14 protein-coding genes are annotated in these 19,755 nt (G+C 39.9%); 6 read left to right on the forward strand and 8 right to left on the reverse strand.

Annotated features, from left to right (window positions below; translation table 11 throughout):
- Nucleotides 1-40: 40 nt before the first annotated feature.
- From WH223_RS10740 to alaS, 3 genes are all read right to left on the reverse strand, one after another.
- Complete coding sequence (locus WH223_RS10740; protein ID WP_340047637.1) at nucleotides 41-730, reverse strand: response regulator transcription factor; 690 nt, start codon at nucleotides 728-730, stop codon at nucleotides 41-43.
- Nucleotides 731-825: 95 nt separating this feature from the next.
- Nucleotides 826-1,923, reverse strand: a complete 1,098-nt coding sequence (locus WH223_RS10745; RefSeq protein ID WP_340047638.1) for a TlpA disulfide reductase family protein — start codon at nucleotides 1,921-1,923, stop codon at nucleotides 826-828.
- Nucleotides 1,924-1,939: 16 nt separating this feature from the next.
- Nucleotides 1,940-4,552 (reverse strand): alanine--tRNA ligase, encoded by a 2,613-nt coding sequence (gene alaS / locus WH223_RS10750; RefSeq protein ID WP_340047639.1) that lies wholly within the window; start codon nucleotides 4,550-4,552, stop codon nucleotides 1,940-1,942.
- 169 nt (nucleotides 4,553-4,721) lie between these two features.
- On the opposite strand from alaS, the gene WH223_RS10755 reads away from it, so the two are divergent.
- From WH223_RS10755 to WH223_RS10770, 4 genes are all read left to right on the forward strand, one after another.
- Nucleotides 4,722-5,573: a universal stress protein gene (locus tag WH223_RS10755; RefSeq protein ID WP_340047640.1), complete on the forward strand. Its 852-nt coding sequence runs from the start codon at nucleotides 4,722-4,724 to the stop codon at nucleotides 5,571-5,573.
- Between the two features lie 13 nt (nucleotides 5,574-5,586).
- The gene (locus WH223_RS10760) at nucleotides 5,587-6,459 is read left to right on the forward strand and encodes a universal stress protein (RefSeq protein ID WP_340047641.1); all 873 of its coding nucleotides are present in this window, start codon (nucleotides 5,587-5,589) and stop codon (nucleotides 6,457-6,459) included.
- A gap of 145 nt (nucleotides 6,460-6,604) precedes the next feature.
- Nucleotides 6,605-7,921, forward strand: coding sequence for an OmpA family protein (locus WH223_RS10765; RefSeq protein WP_340047642.1), 1,317 nt, complete (start codon nucleotides 6,605-6,607; stop codon nucleotides 7,919-7,921).
- A 268-nt stretch (nucleotides 7,922-8,189) separates the two neighbouring features.
- Nucleotides 8,190-10,061, forward strand: a complete 1,872-nt coding sequence (locus WH223_RS10770; protein ID WP_340047643.1) for a DEAD/DEAH box helicase — start codon at nucleotides 8,190-8,192, stop codon at nucleotides 10,059-10,061.
- Nucleotides 10,062-10,335: 274 nt separating this feature from the next.
- Here the strand turns inward: WH223_RS10770 and rlmB are convergent, their stop codons facing one another.
- The 5 genes from rlmB to WH223_RS10795 all read right to left on the reverse strand — a co-directional run bounded on the left by rlmB (nucleotide 10,336) and on the right by WH223_RS10795 (nucleotide 17,364).
- The gene (gene rlmB / locus WH223_RS10775; protein ID WP_340047645.1) at nucleotides 10,336-11,109 is read right to left on the reverse strand and encodes a 23S rRNA (guanosine(2251)-2'-O)-methyltransferase RlmB; all 774 of its coding nucleotides are present in this window, start codon (nucleotides 11,107-11,109) and stop codon (nucleotides 10,336-10,338) included.
- 92 nt (nucleotides 11,110-11,201) lie between these two features.
- Nucleotides 11,202-11,834: a hypothetical protein gene (locus tag WH223_RS10780; RefSeq protein WP_340047647.1), complete on the reverse strand. Its 633-nt coding sequence runs from the start codon at nucleotides 11,832-11,834 to the stop codon at nucleotides 11,202-11,204.
- A gap of 33 nt (nucleotides 11,835-11,867) precedes the next feature.
- Nucleotides 11,868-13,010 (reverse strand): DNA polymerase III subunit gamma/tau, encoded by a 1,143-nt coding sequence (locus WH223_RS10785; protein WP_340047648.1) that lies wholly within the window; start codon nucleotides 13,008-13,010, stop codon nucleotides 11,868-11,870.
- Nucleotides 13,011-13,366: 356 nt separating this feature from the next.
- The gene (locus WH223_RS10790) at nucleotides 13,367-14,536 is read right to left on the reverse strand and encodes a hypothetical protein (protein ID WP_340047649.1); all 1,170 of its coding nucleotides are present in this window, start codon (nucleotides 14,534-14,536) and stop codon (nucleotides 13,367-13,369) included.
- 98 nt (nucleotides 14,537-14,634) lie between these two features.
- Nucleotides 14,635-17,364, reverse strand: a complete 2,730-nt coding sequence (locus WH223_RS10795) for a TonB-dependent receptor (protein ID WP_340047650.1) — start codon at nucleotides 17,362-17,364, stop codon at nucleotides 14,635-14,637.
- A 280-nt stretch (nucleotides 17,365-17,644) separates the two neighbouring features.
- Between WH223_RS10795 and WH223_RS10800 the strand changes: the two genes are divergently transcribed.
- Nucleotides 17,645-18,283 (forward strand): ABC transporter ATP-binding protein, encoded by a 639-nt coding sequence (locus tag WH223_RS10800; protein ID WP_340047652.1) that lies wholly within the window; start codon nucleotides 17,645-17,647, stop codon nucleotides 18,281-18,283.
- A 2-nt stretch (nucleotides 18,284-18,285) separates the two neighbouring features.
- On the forward strand, nucleotides 18,286-19,755 hold the full coding sequence (locus WH223_RS10805) for an ABC transporter permease (protein ID WP_340047653.1): 1,470 nt from the start codon (nucleotides 18,286-18,288) through the stop codon (nucleotides 19,753-19,755).

Below are 19,755 nucleotides of genomic sequence, written 5' to 3' on the forward strand. Positions count from 1 at the left end.
AAAGGTTGAGGATTTATATCTTTTCGACAGCTAAGCCGGCTTAATTAAGTTCAAATTTATAGCCTACACCTTTTACAGTGAATACATAGTTTTCGCCGATTTTCTCGCGCAACTTACGAATATGTACGTCGATTGTTCTATTCGTTACTACAACGGAATCTTCCCATATAGCTTTTAAAATCTGCTCTCTTGTAAAAACCTTATTCGGCTTAGAAGCTAAAAGGTACAACAGTTCAAATTCTTTTTTAGCTAATACAATCTTATCCGTACCTCGGTACACCAAGAAAGAGTCACGATCGATTACTAAATCTAAGATCTCTAACTTATCCGAAGTTTCAATAGCAGACTCTGAAGCATTTCTACGCAAGATTGCATTGATACGGCTCATCAAAGCTCTAGGCTTAATCGGCTTCGCGATATAATCATCGGCCCCCACATTAAAACCAGCAATTTCGGAATATTCCTCGCTACGGGCCGTCAAGAAAACCATAAAAGTTTGCTTGAATTCAGGCATGGAACGCATCAAGCGACAAGCTTCAATGCCATCCATACCGGGCATCATCACATCCAAGATAATTAAATCTGGATTTACTTGTTTCGCGACTTCAATTCCTTCCTTACCGTTATGCGCTTGATAAACTTGATATCCCTCTTTCGTTAGGTTGTAAGAGATTAAATCAACGATATCTCGTTCATCATCCACCACTAGTATTTTCTGTTTGGCAGTCATAGTTGTTTTTTTGCTAAATTATGTACTAAATGGTAAGTCAATATTAAAGCAATGTTATGTTATTGTTAACACTTAACAATAGCTAAACATAAAATTTAACGCAATGTTTTCGCTAAAAAGTCGCTTAGCTCTTTCCCACGCAAGTTTTTCGCTACGATCAACCCGTTAGGGTCTAATAAATAAGATGTTGGAATAGATTTTAAACGGTAAGATTTCACAAGGTCGGAGCTCCAAGCTTGCAAATCTGACACCTGTGTCCAGTCTAAATGATCATCTTTAATAGCACGCATCCAGCTTCCTGGGTTATTGTCTAAGGACACCCCTAGAACAGTAAATCCTTTATCTTTATACAGGTTATACTGCTGCACAATATTTGGATTCTCCTGACGACATGGAGCACACCAAGAAGCCCAAAAATCAACAAGCACATACTTGCCTTTGAAGTCACTTAAATTTACCGGCTTATTGCCTGGTGTGAAAGAAGAGAATGCCGGAGCCGGCTGTCCAATAGCGAGCACCTTCAGCTTCTGCGCTTCCTCTTTAAACTGGCTAACATAACGGTTCTCCGTAAACTTATCTGCTATCTGATCGGTGTAAGCAAGAATTTCCTTCTCGGCAACCTCTGGATCAAGCGTACTCATCGCATAGAATCCCGCTAAATTAGGATTCTTCTGCGCAAAGGCCACCGCCTGCTGCGTATAAGCAGCCAACTTCGCTTTAAACTCTGTCAAATAAGCGAAACGCAAGCTCTCAATTTCTTCCGAACTTTTGTCGGAAGTAGCCTGCGCAAAAGACGACTGTAAAGAATCTTGAACAAACTCTTTACGTCGCTTATAAGGAGCGAAGTCTTTCAATACGGCCGATAGCTCAGACCCTTCCACCTTATAATCCTCTGGACTAAACATATCTGCATTGAAGGTCAACTGTTCCCCTGGTGTCAATATAACAGGGTATTTATTGTTACCAACCGCAATAGAAAGTAGTCTAGGTTGTGTGGCCTCTCGCTCGAATTTAAATTTATTGCCATCCGCCAAAAACACAGAATCTAGCTTACGATCGCCCTCATAAAAAGAGACTACCTTAATATTTCCTGGATTTTCTATTTGACCTGATATATGAATAACATTCTTATTCGAACAACTTGCCAAGAGCATAGCTCCCAACATCCCCACAAAACCTAAAACTTTCTGCATATCTTATTTCTTTTTCTTAATTCACAAAATCCTTAGCACGCGCAATTGCCTTCACTAAGCCAGCGCTCAGCTTACCACCCGCTGTAGCAAAGAAAGGCTGACCACCGCCACCACCTTGGATATCTTTAGCTAAATCCTTCACGATAGCACCTGCATTCCAACCTTTTTCTTTCGCTAGCTCATCCGAAATGGCAACCGTCAAACTTGGCTTACCATCGAAATCAGCACCAATTACGATAAATACATTCTCTACAGCTCCTTTTAAAGCATAAGTCAATGTTTTAACCGCATCAGCATTTGGAAGGTCTACTTCTACAGCCAAGAAATTAACACCATTGATGTTTTCAACTTTCGAAGTAAGATCACTCATCAAAGCCAAAGAACGCTCGCGAATACTATTTTCAACAGCTTTTCTTAAGTCGCTATTATCTTCAATTAATTTGCCGATAGAGGATACAAAATCTTTAGGATTGTTCATCAACTCACGCAGCTTATCAACCAGCTCAAACTGCTCACGGATTACCGCATAAGCATGCGTTCCTGTGATAGCCTCAATACGACGAACACCAGCTGCAACAGCAGATTCAGACGTTATTTTAAAGAAGCCGATTTGACTTGTCGAGCTCACATGTGTACCTCCACATAATTCTTTAGAGAAAGCATCATCAAACGTAATAACACGTACATAATCGCCATATTTCTCTCCGAAAAGCGCCGTAACACCAGAGTCGATTGCCTGCTGATAAGGAACTTGACGTTCTTCTTTCAATGCGATATTTGCACGGATACGTGCATTAACGATATCTTCTACCTGCTTAATCTCATCGTACGTAATTTTCGCAAAGTGGGAAACGTCGAAACGTAAAACCTCAGGCGAAACCATCGATCCCTTTTGGTTAACATGGTCACCCAATACCTGCTTCAAAGCAGCATGCAATAAATGCGTAGCGGAGTGATTGTTTTCGGTATCGATACGTTTGTCTTTATTTACCGTAGCTTTAAAATCACCTTCCAATACTGGAGGCAACTGATTAACGAAGTGAACGATTAAGCCGTTCTCTTTCTTCGTGTCGGTAATGTAAACTTTCTCATTAGCTTCAGATACCAATACGCCTGTATCGCCTACCTGACCACCACCTTCTGGATAGAACGGCGTCACAGACAATACCAGCTGATATTGCTCTTTACCTTTAGCGGTTACTTTTCTATATTTTACAATTTGTGTTGTAGCCTCTAAATAATCATAGCCCACAAATTCTGTTTCTTCATCTTCTTGTACCAATACCCAATCGCCCGTATCAATAGCCGTAGCCGCACGCGAACGTTCCTTTTGCGCTTGCAAAGCCTTTTGGAAACCTTCCATATCTACAGAAAGACCTTTCTCACGCGATAACAAGTCTGTTAAATCGATTGGGAATCCATACGTATCAAAAAGCTCAAAGGCGAAATCACCATCCACTTGTGCGTGGTCAGCAACATAGTTCTCGAAACGCTGAATACCAGTAGTCAGGGTACGTAAGAAAGAAACCTCTTCTTCCAACACAACCTTTTGCACGAAGCTTTCTTGTTGGGACAGTTCATCAAATACGCCAGCAAACTGCGCTGATAACAAAGGAACCAACTCATTAAAGAAAGGCGTTTTGAAGCCCAAGAAAGTATAAGCGTAGCGAACAGCACGACGTAAAATACGACGAATTACATAACCCGCTTTATTATTTGATGGTAACTGCCCATCAGCAATAGCAAAACTTACAGCACGAATATGATCGACCAAAACGCGCATAGCAACATCAGTTTTCACATCAGCACCATACACTATACCCGATTTCTCAGCGATAAATTGAATCATCGGCTGGAACACATCGGTATCATAGTTTGACGTTTTCCCTTGAATAGCACGTACCAAACGCTCAAAGCCCATTCCTGTATCCACATTTTGTGCTGGAAGAGTCTCTAAACTACCGTTCTTCAAACGGTTGAACTGCATAAATACTAAGTTCCATATTTCAATAACCTGCTCATGATCAGCATTCACCAATTCATGACCACCAACTTGTTGGCGTTCTGCATCGGGACGCATATCATAATGGATTTCGGAACAAGGACCACAAGGACCCGTTTCCCCCATTTCCCAGAAGTTATCTTTTTTATTACCCAATAAAATACGGTCTTCGGCAATCAATGCTTTCCAAAAGTCGAAAGCTTCCATATCGCGCGCTAAACCTTCCTTTTCGTCCCCTTCAAAGATGGTTACATACAAACGGTCTTTATCGAGCTTATAAACCTCAGTCATCAACTCCCAAGCCCATGCAATGGCCTCCTTCTTGAAGTAATCTCCAAAAGACCAGTTACCCAACATCTCAAACAAGGTGTGATGGTAGGTATCAATACCTACTTCTTCCAAATCATTATGCTTACCCGAAACGCGTAGACAACGTTGGGTATCGGCGACACGTGAATATTTAGCTTGCGCTTCCCCCAAGAACAAATCTTTGAATTGATTCATCCCTGCATTGGTAAACATCAAAGTCGGATCATTTTTCACAACAACAGGTGCCGAAGGAACAATCTGGTGTGACTTGTTTTTAAAGAACGCTAAAAAAGCTTCACGTATTTCTTTACTGGTCATTGAATTCTATACTAATAGTTGAAGTGCAAACTTACTCAAAAATGCTTTCCCATACAAAGCGCGAAGCTTCAATATATGGAAGGAAAAGGGAATTCTGACACAATCTTAACCAAGTTCTCCCATTTTATGGTTAATATGCGTATATTTAAGAAGCAATCAAAAACGGGTTATGAAGAAAATTTTAGTGCCGACAGACTTTTCAGACAATGCTTATCGGGCTGCTCAATATGCCGCAAAAATGGGCATAGAACAACATTACAGCCTGCACCTCCTCCATTGTTACACGGCTTCCACCACTTACTTAAGTCATGAAAATGGAGAAGACGATTTTAATGATGACCCAATTCTACAAGCGGACCAAACGATGAAAGAATGGGTAGAAAAACTTCAAAAAGAATATCCAAAACTGCCGATTTCTTTCAGCAATGAAAGAGGATTACTAGAAGAGGTAATACCCCATGAAACCGTACAAGCAGATTATGCTGCCGTCGTGATGGGAACCACAGGTACATCGAGAAATAAAAATATCTTCTGGGGCAGCAACACCGCATTAATAATCGGTAAATCGCATGTTCCAGTTATTGCCATTCCTAATATAGAAGGCAGCCATACAATTAAAAAAATCGGACTATTAACCAACTTCAAAGCCGAAGAACTTGTAACTCTGAAAGAGTATATGCAACTTTTCAAAGGGCAAGTAGACCTCGACTTAATTCATATTTACAACTATGGTGAAGAGGTAAGTGAGGTTAAAGAACGCATAGAATCATGGATCTTTAATATCCGTAAGTTTAACCATATTGAAAAAATTGGCTATGTCATAGGCCCAACAGTTAAAGATGACCAAGAACTAGATACCGTTCCAGAGGTTATTAGCAAACTGGTAGATATCGCTATGATTGATATGCTACTCGTATCAAACAGCCGTAGACCATTTCTTAAAAAACTGTTTACACCATCGGTATCTAAGGCCTTAACACTAGACTTACCTAAACCTGCTTTTTTTAGTAAAACTGTTTAAATAAATAAGTATCATGAAAAAAATTCTAATCCCGGTAGACTTTTCTGAGCATTCGCAAGCAGCGATTGATTACGCATGCCAACTTATTGAGCATAATACCGTAAAGCAAGCAATAGATCTTGTTCACGTCTACACTACGCATTCCAATATGTACACTAACCGACAGGTTAATGTCGACCTTTCAGACCCACAGGTGGTCATTGCCGAAAAGAATATGGCTCAGGCTTTAGCTTCCATTAAGACGCAATACCCGTCCTTACAATGCCAAGCGATATATAAAGACGGCAATCTGTATGAGGAAATAAGCAAGCTTACTGCCGCCTTTAATTACGATACAATAATTATGGGAACAAAAGGAGCAACAGGCATAGAAGCCTTATTTTTAGGGAGCAATACCTATGATGTTATCCTAAACACAAAAACGCCCGTTCTAGCGCTTCCTGTAGAAAAGGCGAATTTCAAGAAAGATAGAATAGGCTTACTATGCAATTTTAAGCCTGCAGAAATTGAGGCCCTACAGCAGGCCATCAACTTATTAGGCAATGGTTTTGAGCTCGTACTTATCCATGTAAATAAGAATGATGAGAAAATAAGTATCATTGATGAACGCTTCAAAAATTGGATTGAAGAAATTATTACGCAAACGGGTGTTCAAAATATTTCATACACAGTAAAATCACAAGCATTGTATAATCGCAATCTAGAAAACCTGTCTAGCGCTATTGATAGCGTGATTATTGATGAACACATAGACCTTCTGCTCGTCACAAAAAGTAGAAAAAGTATATTCCGAAAACTCGTTGAAGAAAATATTGTAAAAAGAATGGCATACGATTTGTCTATACCCAAACTGTTCGCCCGTGTTCATGCGACTGGGCAAAAATAGTTTTAACCAACAAAAGTTATTAGCAACAAATATTTAATTAAAAATCAATTAAAATAAAACTGTAAGCATAAAACTACATTTTAAAAGACCGATTACAGAGTTAACTATTAAAAACTATACTTTTGGATAAAAAATAAAAACAAGTATGAGAAATCTGAAGACCTTTTCATTTTTATTAGCTGCTGGATTATTATCCGTAGGCGCACATGCACAAAACAAATCTACCGTTGAAGGCACTACGCCACTAGGAGACGTTACCCAATACCGTACGTGGTCTATTGGTGTGAACGGTGGTATCTTAAACCAAACAAACTTATTCCACTTTGCTCGTCGTGGTAACACCGACATGAAGACAAATGCGGGCTACAGTTTGTACATCAAAAACCAATTAACACCATCTTTTGGTATTAAAGCACAGTATTTGGGTGGTAAAGTAGCTGGTAACAATCCAGAACTAGGAACAGGTTTTGAAACAAAGGTACCTTACTCTGTAGCGTTATCTGGTGAGTTCACTCTAGCAAACACAAGTTGGAGATTGTACAACAGCATCATCAAGCCTTACGCATCGTTAGGTCTTGGTGTGATGAACAGTGAAACAACTTTAATCGCTGGATCAGCAAAAACAACAAACGATAAAATCACGAAGATGTATGTTCCTGCTGATATCGGTTTGAAATTTGCAATCTCTAAAGGTGTAAACTTTGATTTAGGTTACCAATTGAACTTCGTTAACAAAAACTTCGATGGTGTTGTTAATGGCACGTTCACTCCAGATGTATTCACATACATCCACGCAGGTGTTGAATTTGCATTGGGATCACCAAGCAAACCATACTTAGGAAACAGCAACCCTGTAGCGACTTTAATCGAGGACAACAACTTACGTTACGATGCTTTAAAAGCAGAGCGTGATGCATTAAAAGCATCTAATGGTGCCTTAACATCTCGTTTAGATAACTTAGAGAATGACTTGAAAGATGATGATGGAGATGGCGTACCAAACAAATACGACAAATGTCCAAACACACCTTCAGGTACGAAAGTAGATGGATCAGGATGTCCGCTTCCAGAAATCAAACATGAGACAAAAATCATCGAGAAAATCGTAACAGAAGAAGACAAACGCGTTGTTGATGAGGCTATCAAAAACTTAGAGTTTGAGACAGGTAAATCTACAATCCGCACGAAATCTTACGAATCTCTTGACCGTGTAGCTGCAATTTTAATTGAGAAAAACTTCAGTTTAAAACTTGCTGGTCACACAGACAACACAGGCTCTATGGAATTAAACTTACGCTTATCGAAAGAAAGAGCAGAGTCTGTAAAAGCATACTTAGTATCTAAAGGAGCTAATGCTTCACGTATCGAAGCGACTGGCTACGGACCAACACAACCTATTGCTACAAATGCAACAGCAGATGGCCGTCAAGCAAACCGTCGTGTAGAATTCACGTTATACTAGACATTAGTTAACTATAATACAACAAAGAAGCCTCCTACTGGAGGCTTCTTTCGTTTAGCAAGAACCTTACTTAGCAGGCCCACAAAAATACCCCTATCGTATTTGTGGGCAAGAAATAGCTTATCCCTTCATAAACAGGCGCTCCAGCAGATGTAGCGAATCGATTACATTATTTAAACAACTAATGACCTGATAATTATACTAATTAAAAAATTTTACTTATCTTTGCACCGCCTTAGGCAATAGAGCCTATTGTATAATTATTTTCATGAACCCATTTTCAGAATTGGGAATCCGTCATGAAGTTGTTAACGCCATCACTGAGATTGGTTTTGAAAAACCATCTCCTATTCAGGAAAAAGCCATTCCTGTTTTATTGACTGGTAACGACGATTTTGTCGGATTAGCCCAAACCGGCACAGGAAAGACAGCGGCATTTGGTCTTCCACTTTTAGAGTTAATTGACTTTTCTCAAAAGCACCCGCAAGCGTTAGTACTTTGTCCTACTCGCGAGCTATGCTTACAAATCGCAAAAGACATCGAGAAATTTTCCAAGTATATCGACAACGTTCACGTTGTTGCAGTATACGGTGGTGCAAACATTTCTGATCAATTGCGTCAAATCCGTCGTGGTGTACAAATCGTTGTAGCAACACCAGGACGTATGTTAGACATTATCGGCAGAAATGCCATCGACTTCTCTGACGTAAAATACGTTGTATTAGACGAAGCAGATGAGATGTTGAACATGGGATTCCAAGAAGATATCAACAATATCCTTTCGGAAACTCCAGGCACAAAGAAAACATGGTTGTTTTCGGCGACAATGCCAAAAGAAGTGCGTCGTATCGCACAAAACTACATGAGCAATCCCTTCGAGCTTACTGTAGGTACAAAAAACACAGGGAATGCAAACATTGAGCACCATTATTATTTAATTAAGGCTAAAGATAAATATGCGGCGTTCAAACGTATTGTGGATTTCTATCCAGAAATTTTCGGTATTGTTTTCTGCCGTACAAAAATCGAAACGCAAGAGATTGCGGAAGCTTTAGTACGTGATGGCTATAATGCAGACTCTTTACATGGAGACCTTTCACAACAACAACGTGATAAGGTAATGAAACGTTACCGTGACCGCAGCTTACAGTTGTTGATCGCGACAGACGTAGCAGCTCGTGGTATTGACGTAAACGATGTAACACACGTTATCAACTTCTCTCTTCCTGATGAAGTAGAAAACTACACACACCGTTCTGGTCGTACAGCGCGTGCTGGTAAAACAGGTATCTCTTTATCTTTAGTAAACATTAAAGAACAAAGTAAGATCCGTCACATTGAAAAAATCATTGGTAAATCTTTCGAAAAGAAAGAAGTTCCTCAAGGCGACGAAGTTTGTGCAAAACAACTTTTAGCTATTGTAGATAAAATTCACAATGTAACGATTGACGAAGAACGTATCGAGCCTTTCTTGCCATCTATCATGGAAACCATGGAAGATTTATCGAAAGAAGATATCATCAAACGTTTTGCATCCTTAGAGTTCAACCGTTTCTTAGATTACTACAAAGATGCTCCAGATTTAAATCTTGATGCTCGCGAAAGTGCTAGAGGCGAAAGAGGTGAACGTGATGACCGTAGAAGTCGCGCAGGATCCAAAGGCTTCACACGCTTATTTATGAACTTAGGTTCTGTTGATGAGTTTAGCCGTGGAGATATGCTTGGTTTCATCTGTAACACAGCGAAAATTTCTGGTAAATCAATTGGTAAAATTGACTTAAAAGGTGTTTTCACATTCTTCGAAGTAGAAGATGCTGAAGTAACTAAAGTATTCGAAGGATTCAATGACATCGACTTCAATGGCCGTCAAGTACGTATCGAAGTATCGGGAGACCGTGCTGAAGGTAGCCGTAGTGGTGGTGGTCGTGGTCGTGGCGAACGCTCCGGCGGCGGTGGCTATGGTGGCCGCAGTGGCGGTGGCGAACGTAGAGGTGGTGGTGACCGTTCTGGTCGCGGCGAGCGCTCTGGTGGTTACGGTAGTCGTAACGGCGGTGGCGAACGTAGAGAAAGAAGTGAAGGCGGTTTCAGAGATTTCTCTGGCAAACGTCAAAGCTCTGGTTCTCCAAGATCTAAATATTAGTTTTCCAATAGTATATAAAGAAAGCGGCTGTTCGACAAGGACAGCCGCTTTTTTTTGTTATTCCAATTATTTCTAAGGACCATTAACAACAGACATAAGAAGATATAATACGAGCTACAGTAGTCAAACAATTACCGCCCTCCTATTTTTCGAATAAGCCAAAAGAGATGCACGGAAGAAAACATCATAAAAAAAACCTGTTAACATCTACCTAAAGAAGATGCTAACAGGTTTTCCACATATTGTGCAAAAAGCACAACGTTATGTTAATAACCTATCCGCGTTGTCTGATTGCTTCGTAAATAACAACTCCCGCAGATACGGATACGTTTAACGAACCAATTGTACCTGACATTGGAATCTTAGCTAATTTATCGGAGATACGGATTAACTCATCAGAAACCCCTACATCCTCAGCTCCCATAATCACACAAGTAGGTACCGTATAATCAACATCATAAATTGAGTCGTTAGTTTTCTCGGTACTTACCACCAACTGAACACCCGATTCAATTAAGAAACGACCAATTTTACCCAATGAATCTTGACGACAAACAGGAATTTTATATAAAGCTCCTGCAGATGTTTTGATTGCATCTGGATTTATCTCTGCTGACCCTTTTCTAGGCACAATAATAGCATGCACACCAGCACATTCTGCCGTACGTGCAATAGCTCCCATATTACGTACATCTGTTACGCCATCCAACATCAACAACAAAGGAGTCTCTCCTTTTTCATAAATCGTAGGCAATAAGCTTTCGATATCATGATATGTAATCGGCGAAATTACACCAATTACCCCTTGGTGGTTTTTACGCGTAATGCGGTTTAGTTTTTCTACAGGAACCAATTGAAAACCAATATTATGCTCTTTCAATATCGCTTTAAGCTCTAAAAATAAGCTTCCTCCCAACCCACGTTGCACAAATATAGATTCGATTTCCTTGCCACTATCTATCGCTTCAATGACAGCCCGAATACCAAATACCATTTGGTTGGATTCTCTTTTATCGTCTCGATCTCTTCGTTGGAAGTTTTGTTGCATATTGAAATTGTATAAAATGTATAAACAAACCTAAAAAACAATATTTTTTTAGATTTAGGCAAAGATAAGAAATTAATAGGCTTTTTACGGGATTAACTCAATCCCAGGTTAAATGCTTTACGAAGGTTGTCTAAGGCTGGATTTTTTGTCACCATGGCATTATATTTCTCTTGCGAGGTATAAGGCTTGCGCGCTTGGGTAAGCTCCGCTTGTACCGGCTGTATATCCAAAGAAAAATTCCGAAGCTCTACGCGTAAGAAATTCAGGATATCGATTTTCCCTAACTTCAACTCATCCAACTGAACGGCATTCTCTACATCAATCTCAATGCTAGTTCCATTCAAGCGAGGAGGTGTATTCGTCATCAACATATACAAGGTTACACGTCTTGTATTTTTAAGCGTTGCGGCAAACTCGTTCCATTTGGCAAGAAAACTATTTAACGTTACTTCCTGAAAGTCATTCCCCTCTACGAGGTCGATTTCTGCAGCTTCTTCCGTTGCTTTCTCCTCGAAAATAGTATTCAAATTAGGTACTTGAACAGCTGATTCAATCTTTCCCCATCCTTTTTTCACAGGAGCAGGCTTTGCGGGCTCTTCTGCGGCAATGGATGGCGACGCTGATGCTGGAGTTGCTGCTGAACGAGCAGCTTCTTGTGCAGGAGGATTTACCGCTGCAGGGGCCACTGCTGGGGTCGCTACAGGCGTTGGCGCTGCTGCTGGCATAGCTACGGGTTGCTCAGGTAGTTTTTTTTTTACTTAAACTCCCGTTGAAGGTGTGAATGAACCTTGCTGACTTAGCAAGATTGCTGCACTTATATGGCACATCTTCAATAAAGCCAACTCCACTTGAAGACGTTGGTTTTTACTGCTTTTGTAGTTTATCTCACACTGATTCGCAATATTCAACGCGGAAAGCAATAAGCCTGAACTCAAGGCTTGCGCTTGCGCTAAATACTTACGTTTAATGGTATCACTAACTTCCAACAACTTGAGTGTTGCAGGCTCTTTAGCGACCAATAGATTACGCAAATGGTTGGATAGACCGCCAATAAAATGACCGCCATCAAAGCCATTATTCAACACTTTATCAAAGATTAATAAAGCATCTGCAGCCTCTTCTTTTGCGATACCATCAATCAGCTTAAAATAATAATCATAATCTAAGATGTTCAGATTATCAATAACAGACTGATAGGTGATATTTTTATTCGAGAAGCTGACAATCTGGTCAAACATAGAAAGCGCATCACGCAATCCGCCATCCGCCTTTTGGGCGATGATGTGTAAACCGTCTTGTTCGTAGGTAATACTTTCCTTATCCGCGATAGCGGCCAAATGGGAAGCCATATCATCTACTTTAATTCTATTGAAGTCAAAAATCTGACAACGTGAAAGAATAGTAGGCAATATTTTATGCTTCTCGGTGGTCGCCAAGATAAAGATTGCATAGGAAGGTGGTTCTTCCAATGTTTTCAGAAAAGCATTGAAGGCCGCTTGCGAAAGCATGTGCACCTCATCAATGATATAGATTTTATACTTTCCTGTTTGTGGCGGTATACGCACTTGCTCGATTAGGCTACGAATATCATCTACGGAGTTGTTCGATGCAGCATCAAGCTCATGGATACTGAAGGAATTTCCTTGCTGGAAAGAGCGACAGCTATCACAAGTGCCACACGCTTCAATCTGGTCGGAAACATTTTCACAGTTTATTGTTTTGGCTAAAATTCGGGCACAAGTAGTCTTCCCTACACCACGCGGTCCACAGAACAAAAAAGCTTGCGCCAGTTGGTTGTGGTGGATTGCGTTTTTTAGGGTGCCTGTAATATGCTGTTGACCTACGACAGAGTCGAAGGTTACAGGGCGATATTTCCGAGCCGATACAATAAAATTATCCATTGCACGAAGATAAGAAATTTATAAAGTAAAAGCCAAAACTATATGCATCCACTCCCTCCCCTTTTACCAACATCTTTTCATTCAGCCTTAAAGAACAAAAAAAACACCCAACAAGGTGCATTCGAATTGTACTAGACGATAAAAACCACTCTCATTCACGTTAATTTTTCAGAAAGTCAACGCTGTTATCGTTACGACCTATATAATTTAACTTCCATTTATGCCACAAATAGCCTACGTCAATATAGCAGTTAGCTGAAATACAATTTCGATAGCACTAAATTCTAGCACAAAAAAAAACCGTATCGCAATATACATTGCGATACGGTCTAACTTCTTGCTATTATAGGATGAGCTTAGATACCCACTGTCCAGCCTTTAGCCCATTCTGGCGTTGCTGTTCCAGCACCTGCACCTGTAGCATCAGCTTTTTCTGTAAACAATTTGCTAACATCTACTGCAGCACCTGCGGTATTAGACCCTTTAGATTTTGTTGGTACATTATCGAATCTAACATTCGTTGCTTTAAGTTCACCTGCGTTAATAAAAGCGATACTTTCATCATGCTGAATATCAAAACCTACATTCCAATTACTCAAAACAACATTATCAAAACTACCATTTGTACCTACACGCATTTTGATTGCTTGTGGTTCTGGCCCTTGGTTACCCAAACCTATTAAGGTTAGATTTTTAATCTTAGGATTTGCAATCGGATTTGCTTTATGATTGGTAGCATTGTTATCAGCCTCAATACCTCTATTTCCTCTTCCTAAACCTTCTTTACCATACCAATTTTCATTTGTACCATTCCATCCTTCTGTCCAGTCAAATTGATCATCTTCGTTGGAAGTTGATACCAAGAATTTTGAGTTAACCGTACCACCGAACCACTCAAAACCATCATCAGCACCTTCGTGTACTTGTACATATTCAATTGTTGTACCACTACCTACACCAAACATGGAAAGGCCATTAAATTCTTTTTCACTATTGTATGCATAACCTGAATACTCAATTCGAACATATTTAAGAATACCTGAGTTATCATTTGCTACTGTACCACCATATGTCAAGTTAGATACCTCCGCACTTGCTGTTGCCCCTTTATTAATTGGTGCATTACCACAAAGTACGATACCACCCCATGCTCCTGGCACTTTCTCTGCTGAAGTGATTACAATAGGCTTGCTACTTGTTCCTTCTGCAAAGATTTGTCCACCTTGTGCAACCGCGATATAACGAATCTGCTGACCAGAAACAAACTTCGTAGCCTCTACGATAACGCCAGGCTTAATCGTTAATTTACCGCCTTTTTCAACTGTCAATGCACCCGTCAACTTGTACGTACCTGATTCCAAAACAAGGTTCTCACCAGATTTAATTGTTCCTTGTAAATTATCTCGATCAAAATTCCCCGTTGGTGGAGTTTCAACATTATCTTTGCTACTACAAGCTGTAGTAAGTACAACAGCAGATGAAGATAATGCTGCTAGGATTAGTAGTGTAGAAATTGATTTTTTCATTATTTTTCGTTTTATAGTTTTTGCTCAGTTAATAACAAAGAAATGGATACAATTTATCTATATGATTAATAAGATGTTAAGCTTACATTAATTAACATTTAAAGTTGGTATTTGAGCGATAGTCCAAAATTTACACCACGCTTGTAGGATAATACTTTTACTGGAATAGCATCCTCTTGCCATCTTTCAAAGGATGGATTCAATATATTTCTCGCAGAAAAATCTAAGCCCACCTTCTTGGAAAGTTTACTTTTTAAAATAAAATCTAAACCACCTAAGCCTTTATCTACCTGATCGCCCAGACCATTTACACCAATAGCAAATAACTTATCTGAATAGTAATTATAAAGAACTGTCGCGGAAAGACTTCTTGCTGCATTAAACTTTTTCATGTAGGATAAATCAGCATTGATCAATAAATCTGATGCCCCCGTAAACCCAGCTTTAGATTTCACATCAATGTTAAACAAACCCTTTGTTTCCCTATTTACCTTCGTCGCGTCCAAATCTTGTGTCGTACGCATTAAGGCACTATTAAATCCAAAGGATAATTTATCTTGTCCTCCATTAAAAGTCAATAAGTCCTTTTTCAACTCTAATTCTACCCCATATACATAACCTTTATCTCCAGTATTCAAATAAGAGATATCATTTGTTGCTGAACTAATGGTAATTTGATTGATTGGATTCTGAATTAACTTACCAAACGCACTAACAGAAAGTAACTCTGACGATGTAGGAAACATCTCCCATTTTAAGTCCACATTGTAATTATCTGATGGATACAAATAAGGGTTACCGATATACGTGTTGTTTTCTTCCTCAAAAGGAAATAGGGCACGTTCTTTAAACTGTGGCAAGGTGTAGGTTTTACTTGCTCCAAAACGCAAATTTTGTTTATCATTTAAAGTATACTTCATGTTCAAGCTAGGTAGAAAACCATTTTTTGTGAACGTATTGTTCCCTCCAGCAGGCATCTCAATGCTATAATAATCGATATATTGTTTAATATTCTCATAGCGAAACCCTACAACAGAAGTCAGGCGATCCGTCAATTTATAATCTAAACTGGCATATCCCGAGTAGATATCTTGATCACCATTATAGGTTTGATAACCATTGCCAGAGAATGATTCTAAATCATAGGCTATACCATAATTTGCTTGATTTAAAATAGCATCTAGATTTTTAGGATCAACAGGAACCGTACGGTAATCTGGACGAATATCAAAGTTTAATTGAATTGCTTTCAGCGCTCTCTTCTTCTTTCTACCATCAAAGCCTACAGTCAACTTTCCACGATCAGAAGTACCCAATTTGTAGCTTGCAGCAATATTTCCAGCGATTTCATCCTCAGTCAAATGATGCGTATAACGGTGATTGTCGGCAGAGTTATTACGCACAAATACCCAGTCTCCATTTTCTAACGATCTTAACGTACTTTGCATACGATCAGGCATATCTCCATTGACACGGTTATAAGCAAGTCCCCATTGTAGGTCTACCTTTTCATTCAATTGATGCTTCCCTAATAATTGGTTAATAATTAATTGCGTTTGTTCATAAACGCCACGTTGAATCAACCCATTATTATCCTCAGCCTTATCGACAAGATAACCAGTGAAATTATCACGATACTGATCTGACGTATTCACAAACAAGAAGTTATAAGCCAATTTAGTTCTACTATTTGCCTGATAATTAGCGTTAAGCATCCCTGTACTAGACGTCGTATAACTCACCCGTTGTTGATCTAAAGCTCTTAATTTAGCTCCCTGCGAACTGTAATTATTATTTACCCCCTCACGGTATCCAAATCCGTTTGCAAAATTTGCAGTAGCAAATAAGCTTAGACGCCCCTCTGTACCAATTTTGTAAGCATTTCCAGCTTTGAATCCAAAATTAATAGGAGTCATAGCCTTCTTTTTATCTACCCAGCTATTTTTAAAGTGGTAACTTCCTGTCGCATCAGCAGGAACCTTGTAATTTGAGAATCCCCAAAAATTAGGTCCATCTTGCATATAAAGTTTATCCGTATTGCTAAGCACATTCGTGTTTATTGTACTTCCTAGAGAGACTTCAAACAATTGTTCTCCTTTATAGTCCTTCGATGCGATATCCACACGTGCACCACCGAAATCACCATTCAAACCAGCGCTATGTAATTTATCTACTCCAACATAATCCACGACATCCGTATTAAACATAGCTAAGGCAATATTCTTCAAACTCGGATTATTTGATGGAATAGGCAATCCGTTTAAAGAGGTTGAGATATAACGATCGCCCAAACCACGCACATAAAGCTGGGAATTCCCTTCCTGTTTGGAGATACCCGACATTTTAGCTAATGCTGAAGCCGCATCATCAATTCCCTTACGTGACAGCTCTTCTGCCCCAATTTTTTCGACCGTAAGGGACGAAAGACGGCGTTCATCTAATAAAGCAATCTCGCTAGCTTGCTCACGTCTTCGTGTAACGACAACAGCGTCCAACGTAGAACTAGTGCTTAGCAACGATACAGGAACAAATGACCAGCTGCTTACTTGTAATTTAAAATTTGTAGAATCGGGCTTGTAACCTAGGTAACTACTGACCAAAGTATAATCGGTAACTTTGTTTGGAAGCTCAATAACGAACTCGCCATTTTCATTCGTAGACGTAGCGTAAGCAGTGTTAACGACTTTGATACTTACCCCTGGAATAGGTTTAAAAGTTTCGACATCTAAGACCTTCCCCTTTACACCGAATTGTTGTGCTGCCGCAATGGAAGCCTGCAAAAGAATAAGTGAAATGATTAGAGCAAAATAAAAGTTAAACTTGTTCATAGCTTGTTAATATTATGTTGCAATACTATGAAGTAAATATTAGCCAATTATTAACCTTAAATTACTATTATATCATACTATGGTTAATAAATTGTTAACAAGCATAAAACAAGCACATACCACTCGGGGGCACCACAGTTGGATACACAACACAAACTCACACTTTTCTTAATGCAACAATATTTCTTTTGTATTTTTTTTGTTAGATGCCGAAGCTCGCTACTTGATTATTCGGACTTCTATAGAATTGTTAGTATTTTGCGACATATTCGAGCATATTATGGCGAACACAGTATTATCAGCACAAGGATTAAGCTTCCAATACCCTGAGGCTACTCCCTTATCATTCCCGGATATAGCAATACAAGCACATCAACATAGCTTGTTGCTAGGCGATTCAGGAACAGGGAAAACAACCTTACTACACCTATTGAGTGGATTAACACCGCCTACAGCGGGTGAAGTACGACTATTAGGTCATGACCTCTACAGTTTAGGCAGCTCTAAAAGGGATGCTTTCCGTGCACAAAATTTAGGATTCATCTTCCAGGAAGCGCATCTGCTTCGCAACTTAAGCGTTGTAGAGAATATTAAACTAGCCCAGTCGCTAGCGAAAAATAGTATCGACGAAACGCGCATCCATAACTTGTTGCACAGCTTGCAGCTTACAGATAAAGCGAATAGTCTACCCAACCAGTTAAGCCGTGGACAGAAACAGCGCGTAGCTATAGCACGTGCCTTAATCAACCGACCAGGGTTAATCCTTGCCGATGAGCCTACAGCATCATTAGATGATACCAATACGGAGCGTGTTCTCCAGCTCCTGTTTGACCTTGCTAATGAATATGGCTCTACTTTGCTTATCGCAACGCATGACAAACGGATTAAAGATCATTTTACAAACGCATACCAACTGTAGCTATGAATAATATACAACTTGTCTGGAAAAATTGTAAACAACAGTTGGGATCCACCCTACTGAGCATCCTCCTGACGGCATTTGGAGTAGCTATACTTTGTGTAATCTATATCACAGGCGATAGCTTTGAGAAGCAACTCAGCAATAACAGTAAAAATATTGACCTTGTTGTGGGGGCCAAAGGTAGCCCCTTACAGCTTATCTTAAGCTCCCTTTACCATGTAGATAACCCTACGGGAAATATTAAGCTTAGTGAAGCACGCAGATTGGCAGAAAACCCTTTTGTTGAACTTGCGGTTCCCATCTCCTTAGGTGATAATTATAAAGGCCATCGCCTTATAGGGACCGAGCCTTCCTATTTCAGCCTTTATGAACTACGCTTAGATCAAGGTGCTGTTTGGAAAAAAGCATTCGAAGCAGTTATTGGTGCTGAAGTAGCCCGTAAGCAAGGACTAAAAATTGGTGATTCTTTCCATACTTCACATGGACTCGCTGCCGAAGGACATGTGCATGATGAACATCCTTTTCGCGTAGTGGGTATCTTAGATATCTCAAACTCGGTCGTTGATAACCTTATCCTCTGCAACTTGGAGAGCGTTTGGGATGTACATGGACTAGCGCATGACCATGCCGATGAAGATCATCAACATGACGACCATGCACATGACCACGACCACGATCATGACCACGCGCATCCAACAACAGCCCCTAAAGCAGAATCGCCGGCAACTGTAGCGGTAACGCCTACTCCAGAAACAGGGACACAAGCGGTAGATACAACAACACAAGTATTAGCAAAAACAACACCAACAGAGGTAGTCGATAGTGCGAAAGCAGCACCTGCTCAGCCTGTTGAAGAATATGTTTCTGAAAGACCAAGACCTGACGTTTTCGTCAAAAACATTGGAGATGACATGGTTGAAGACCGTGGTGAAGAAGTTACGGCTTTACTTATTAAGTATAGCTCACCAGCAGCCATCGGTGTTATCCCTCGCTTGGTCAATCAATCTACAGATATGCAGGCGGCATCGCCAGCGATTGAAAGCTCACGCCTCTTTGGTTTATTGGGCGTAGGCTTAGACTCGCTAGCTATACTAGCTTACATCATAATGTTTATCGCTGGTTTGAGCGTCTTCATCAGCTTGTACAATGCTTTAAAAGACAGAAAGTACGACTTAGCGATTATGCGTAGCATGGGCGCTTCTAAAGGCAAACTATTCGGGCTTGTTATTCTAGAAGGTTGGATTATCACCTTTTTGGGAGGCATCATCGGACTAACCTTAGGCCACCTAGCCCTATACTTCATCAATAAACAGACGAGCCAAAGTGCCGATTTTATTCAAGCATTTGTCGTCAACGACAAAGAGTTTCTTTTAATAGCTGTAGCTTGTATATTAGGTATCTTAGCGGCATTAATTCCAGCTATCAAGGCTTATAAAACATCTATCTCTACTATTTTATCCGACAAATAA

The sequence above is a fragment of the Sphingobacterium sp. MYb382 genome, from assembly GCF_037572665.1.
Lineage (GTDB): Bacteria > Bacteroidota > Bacteroidia > Sphingobacteriales > Sphingobacteriaceae > Sphingobacterium.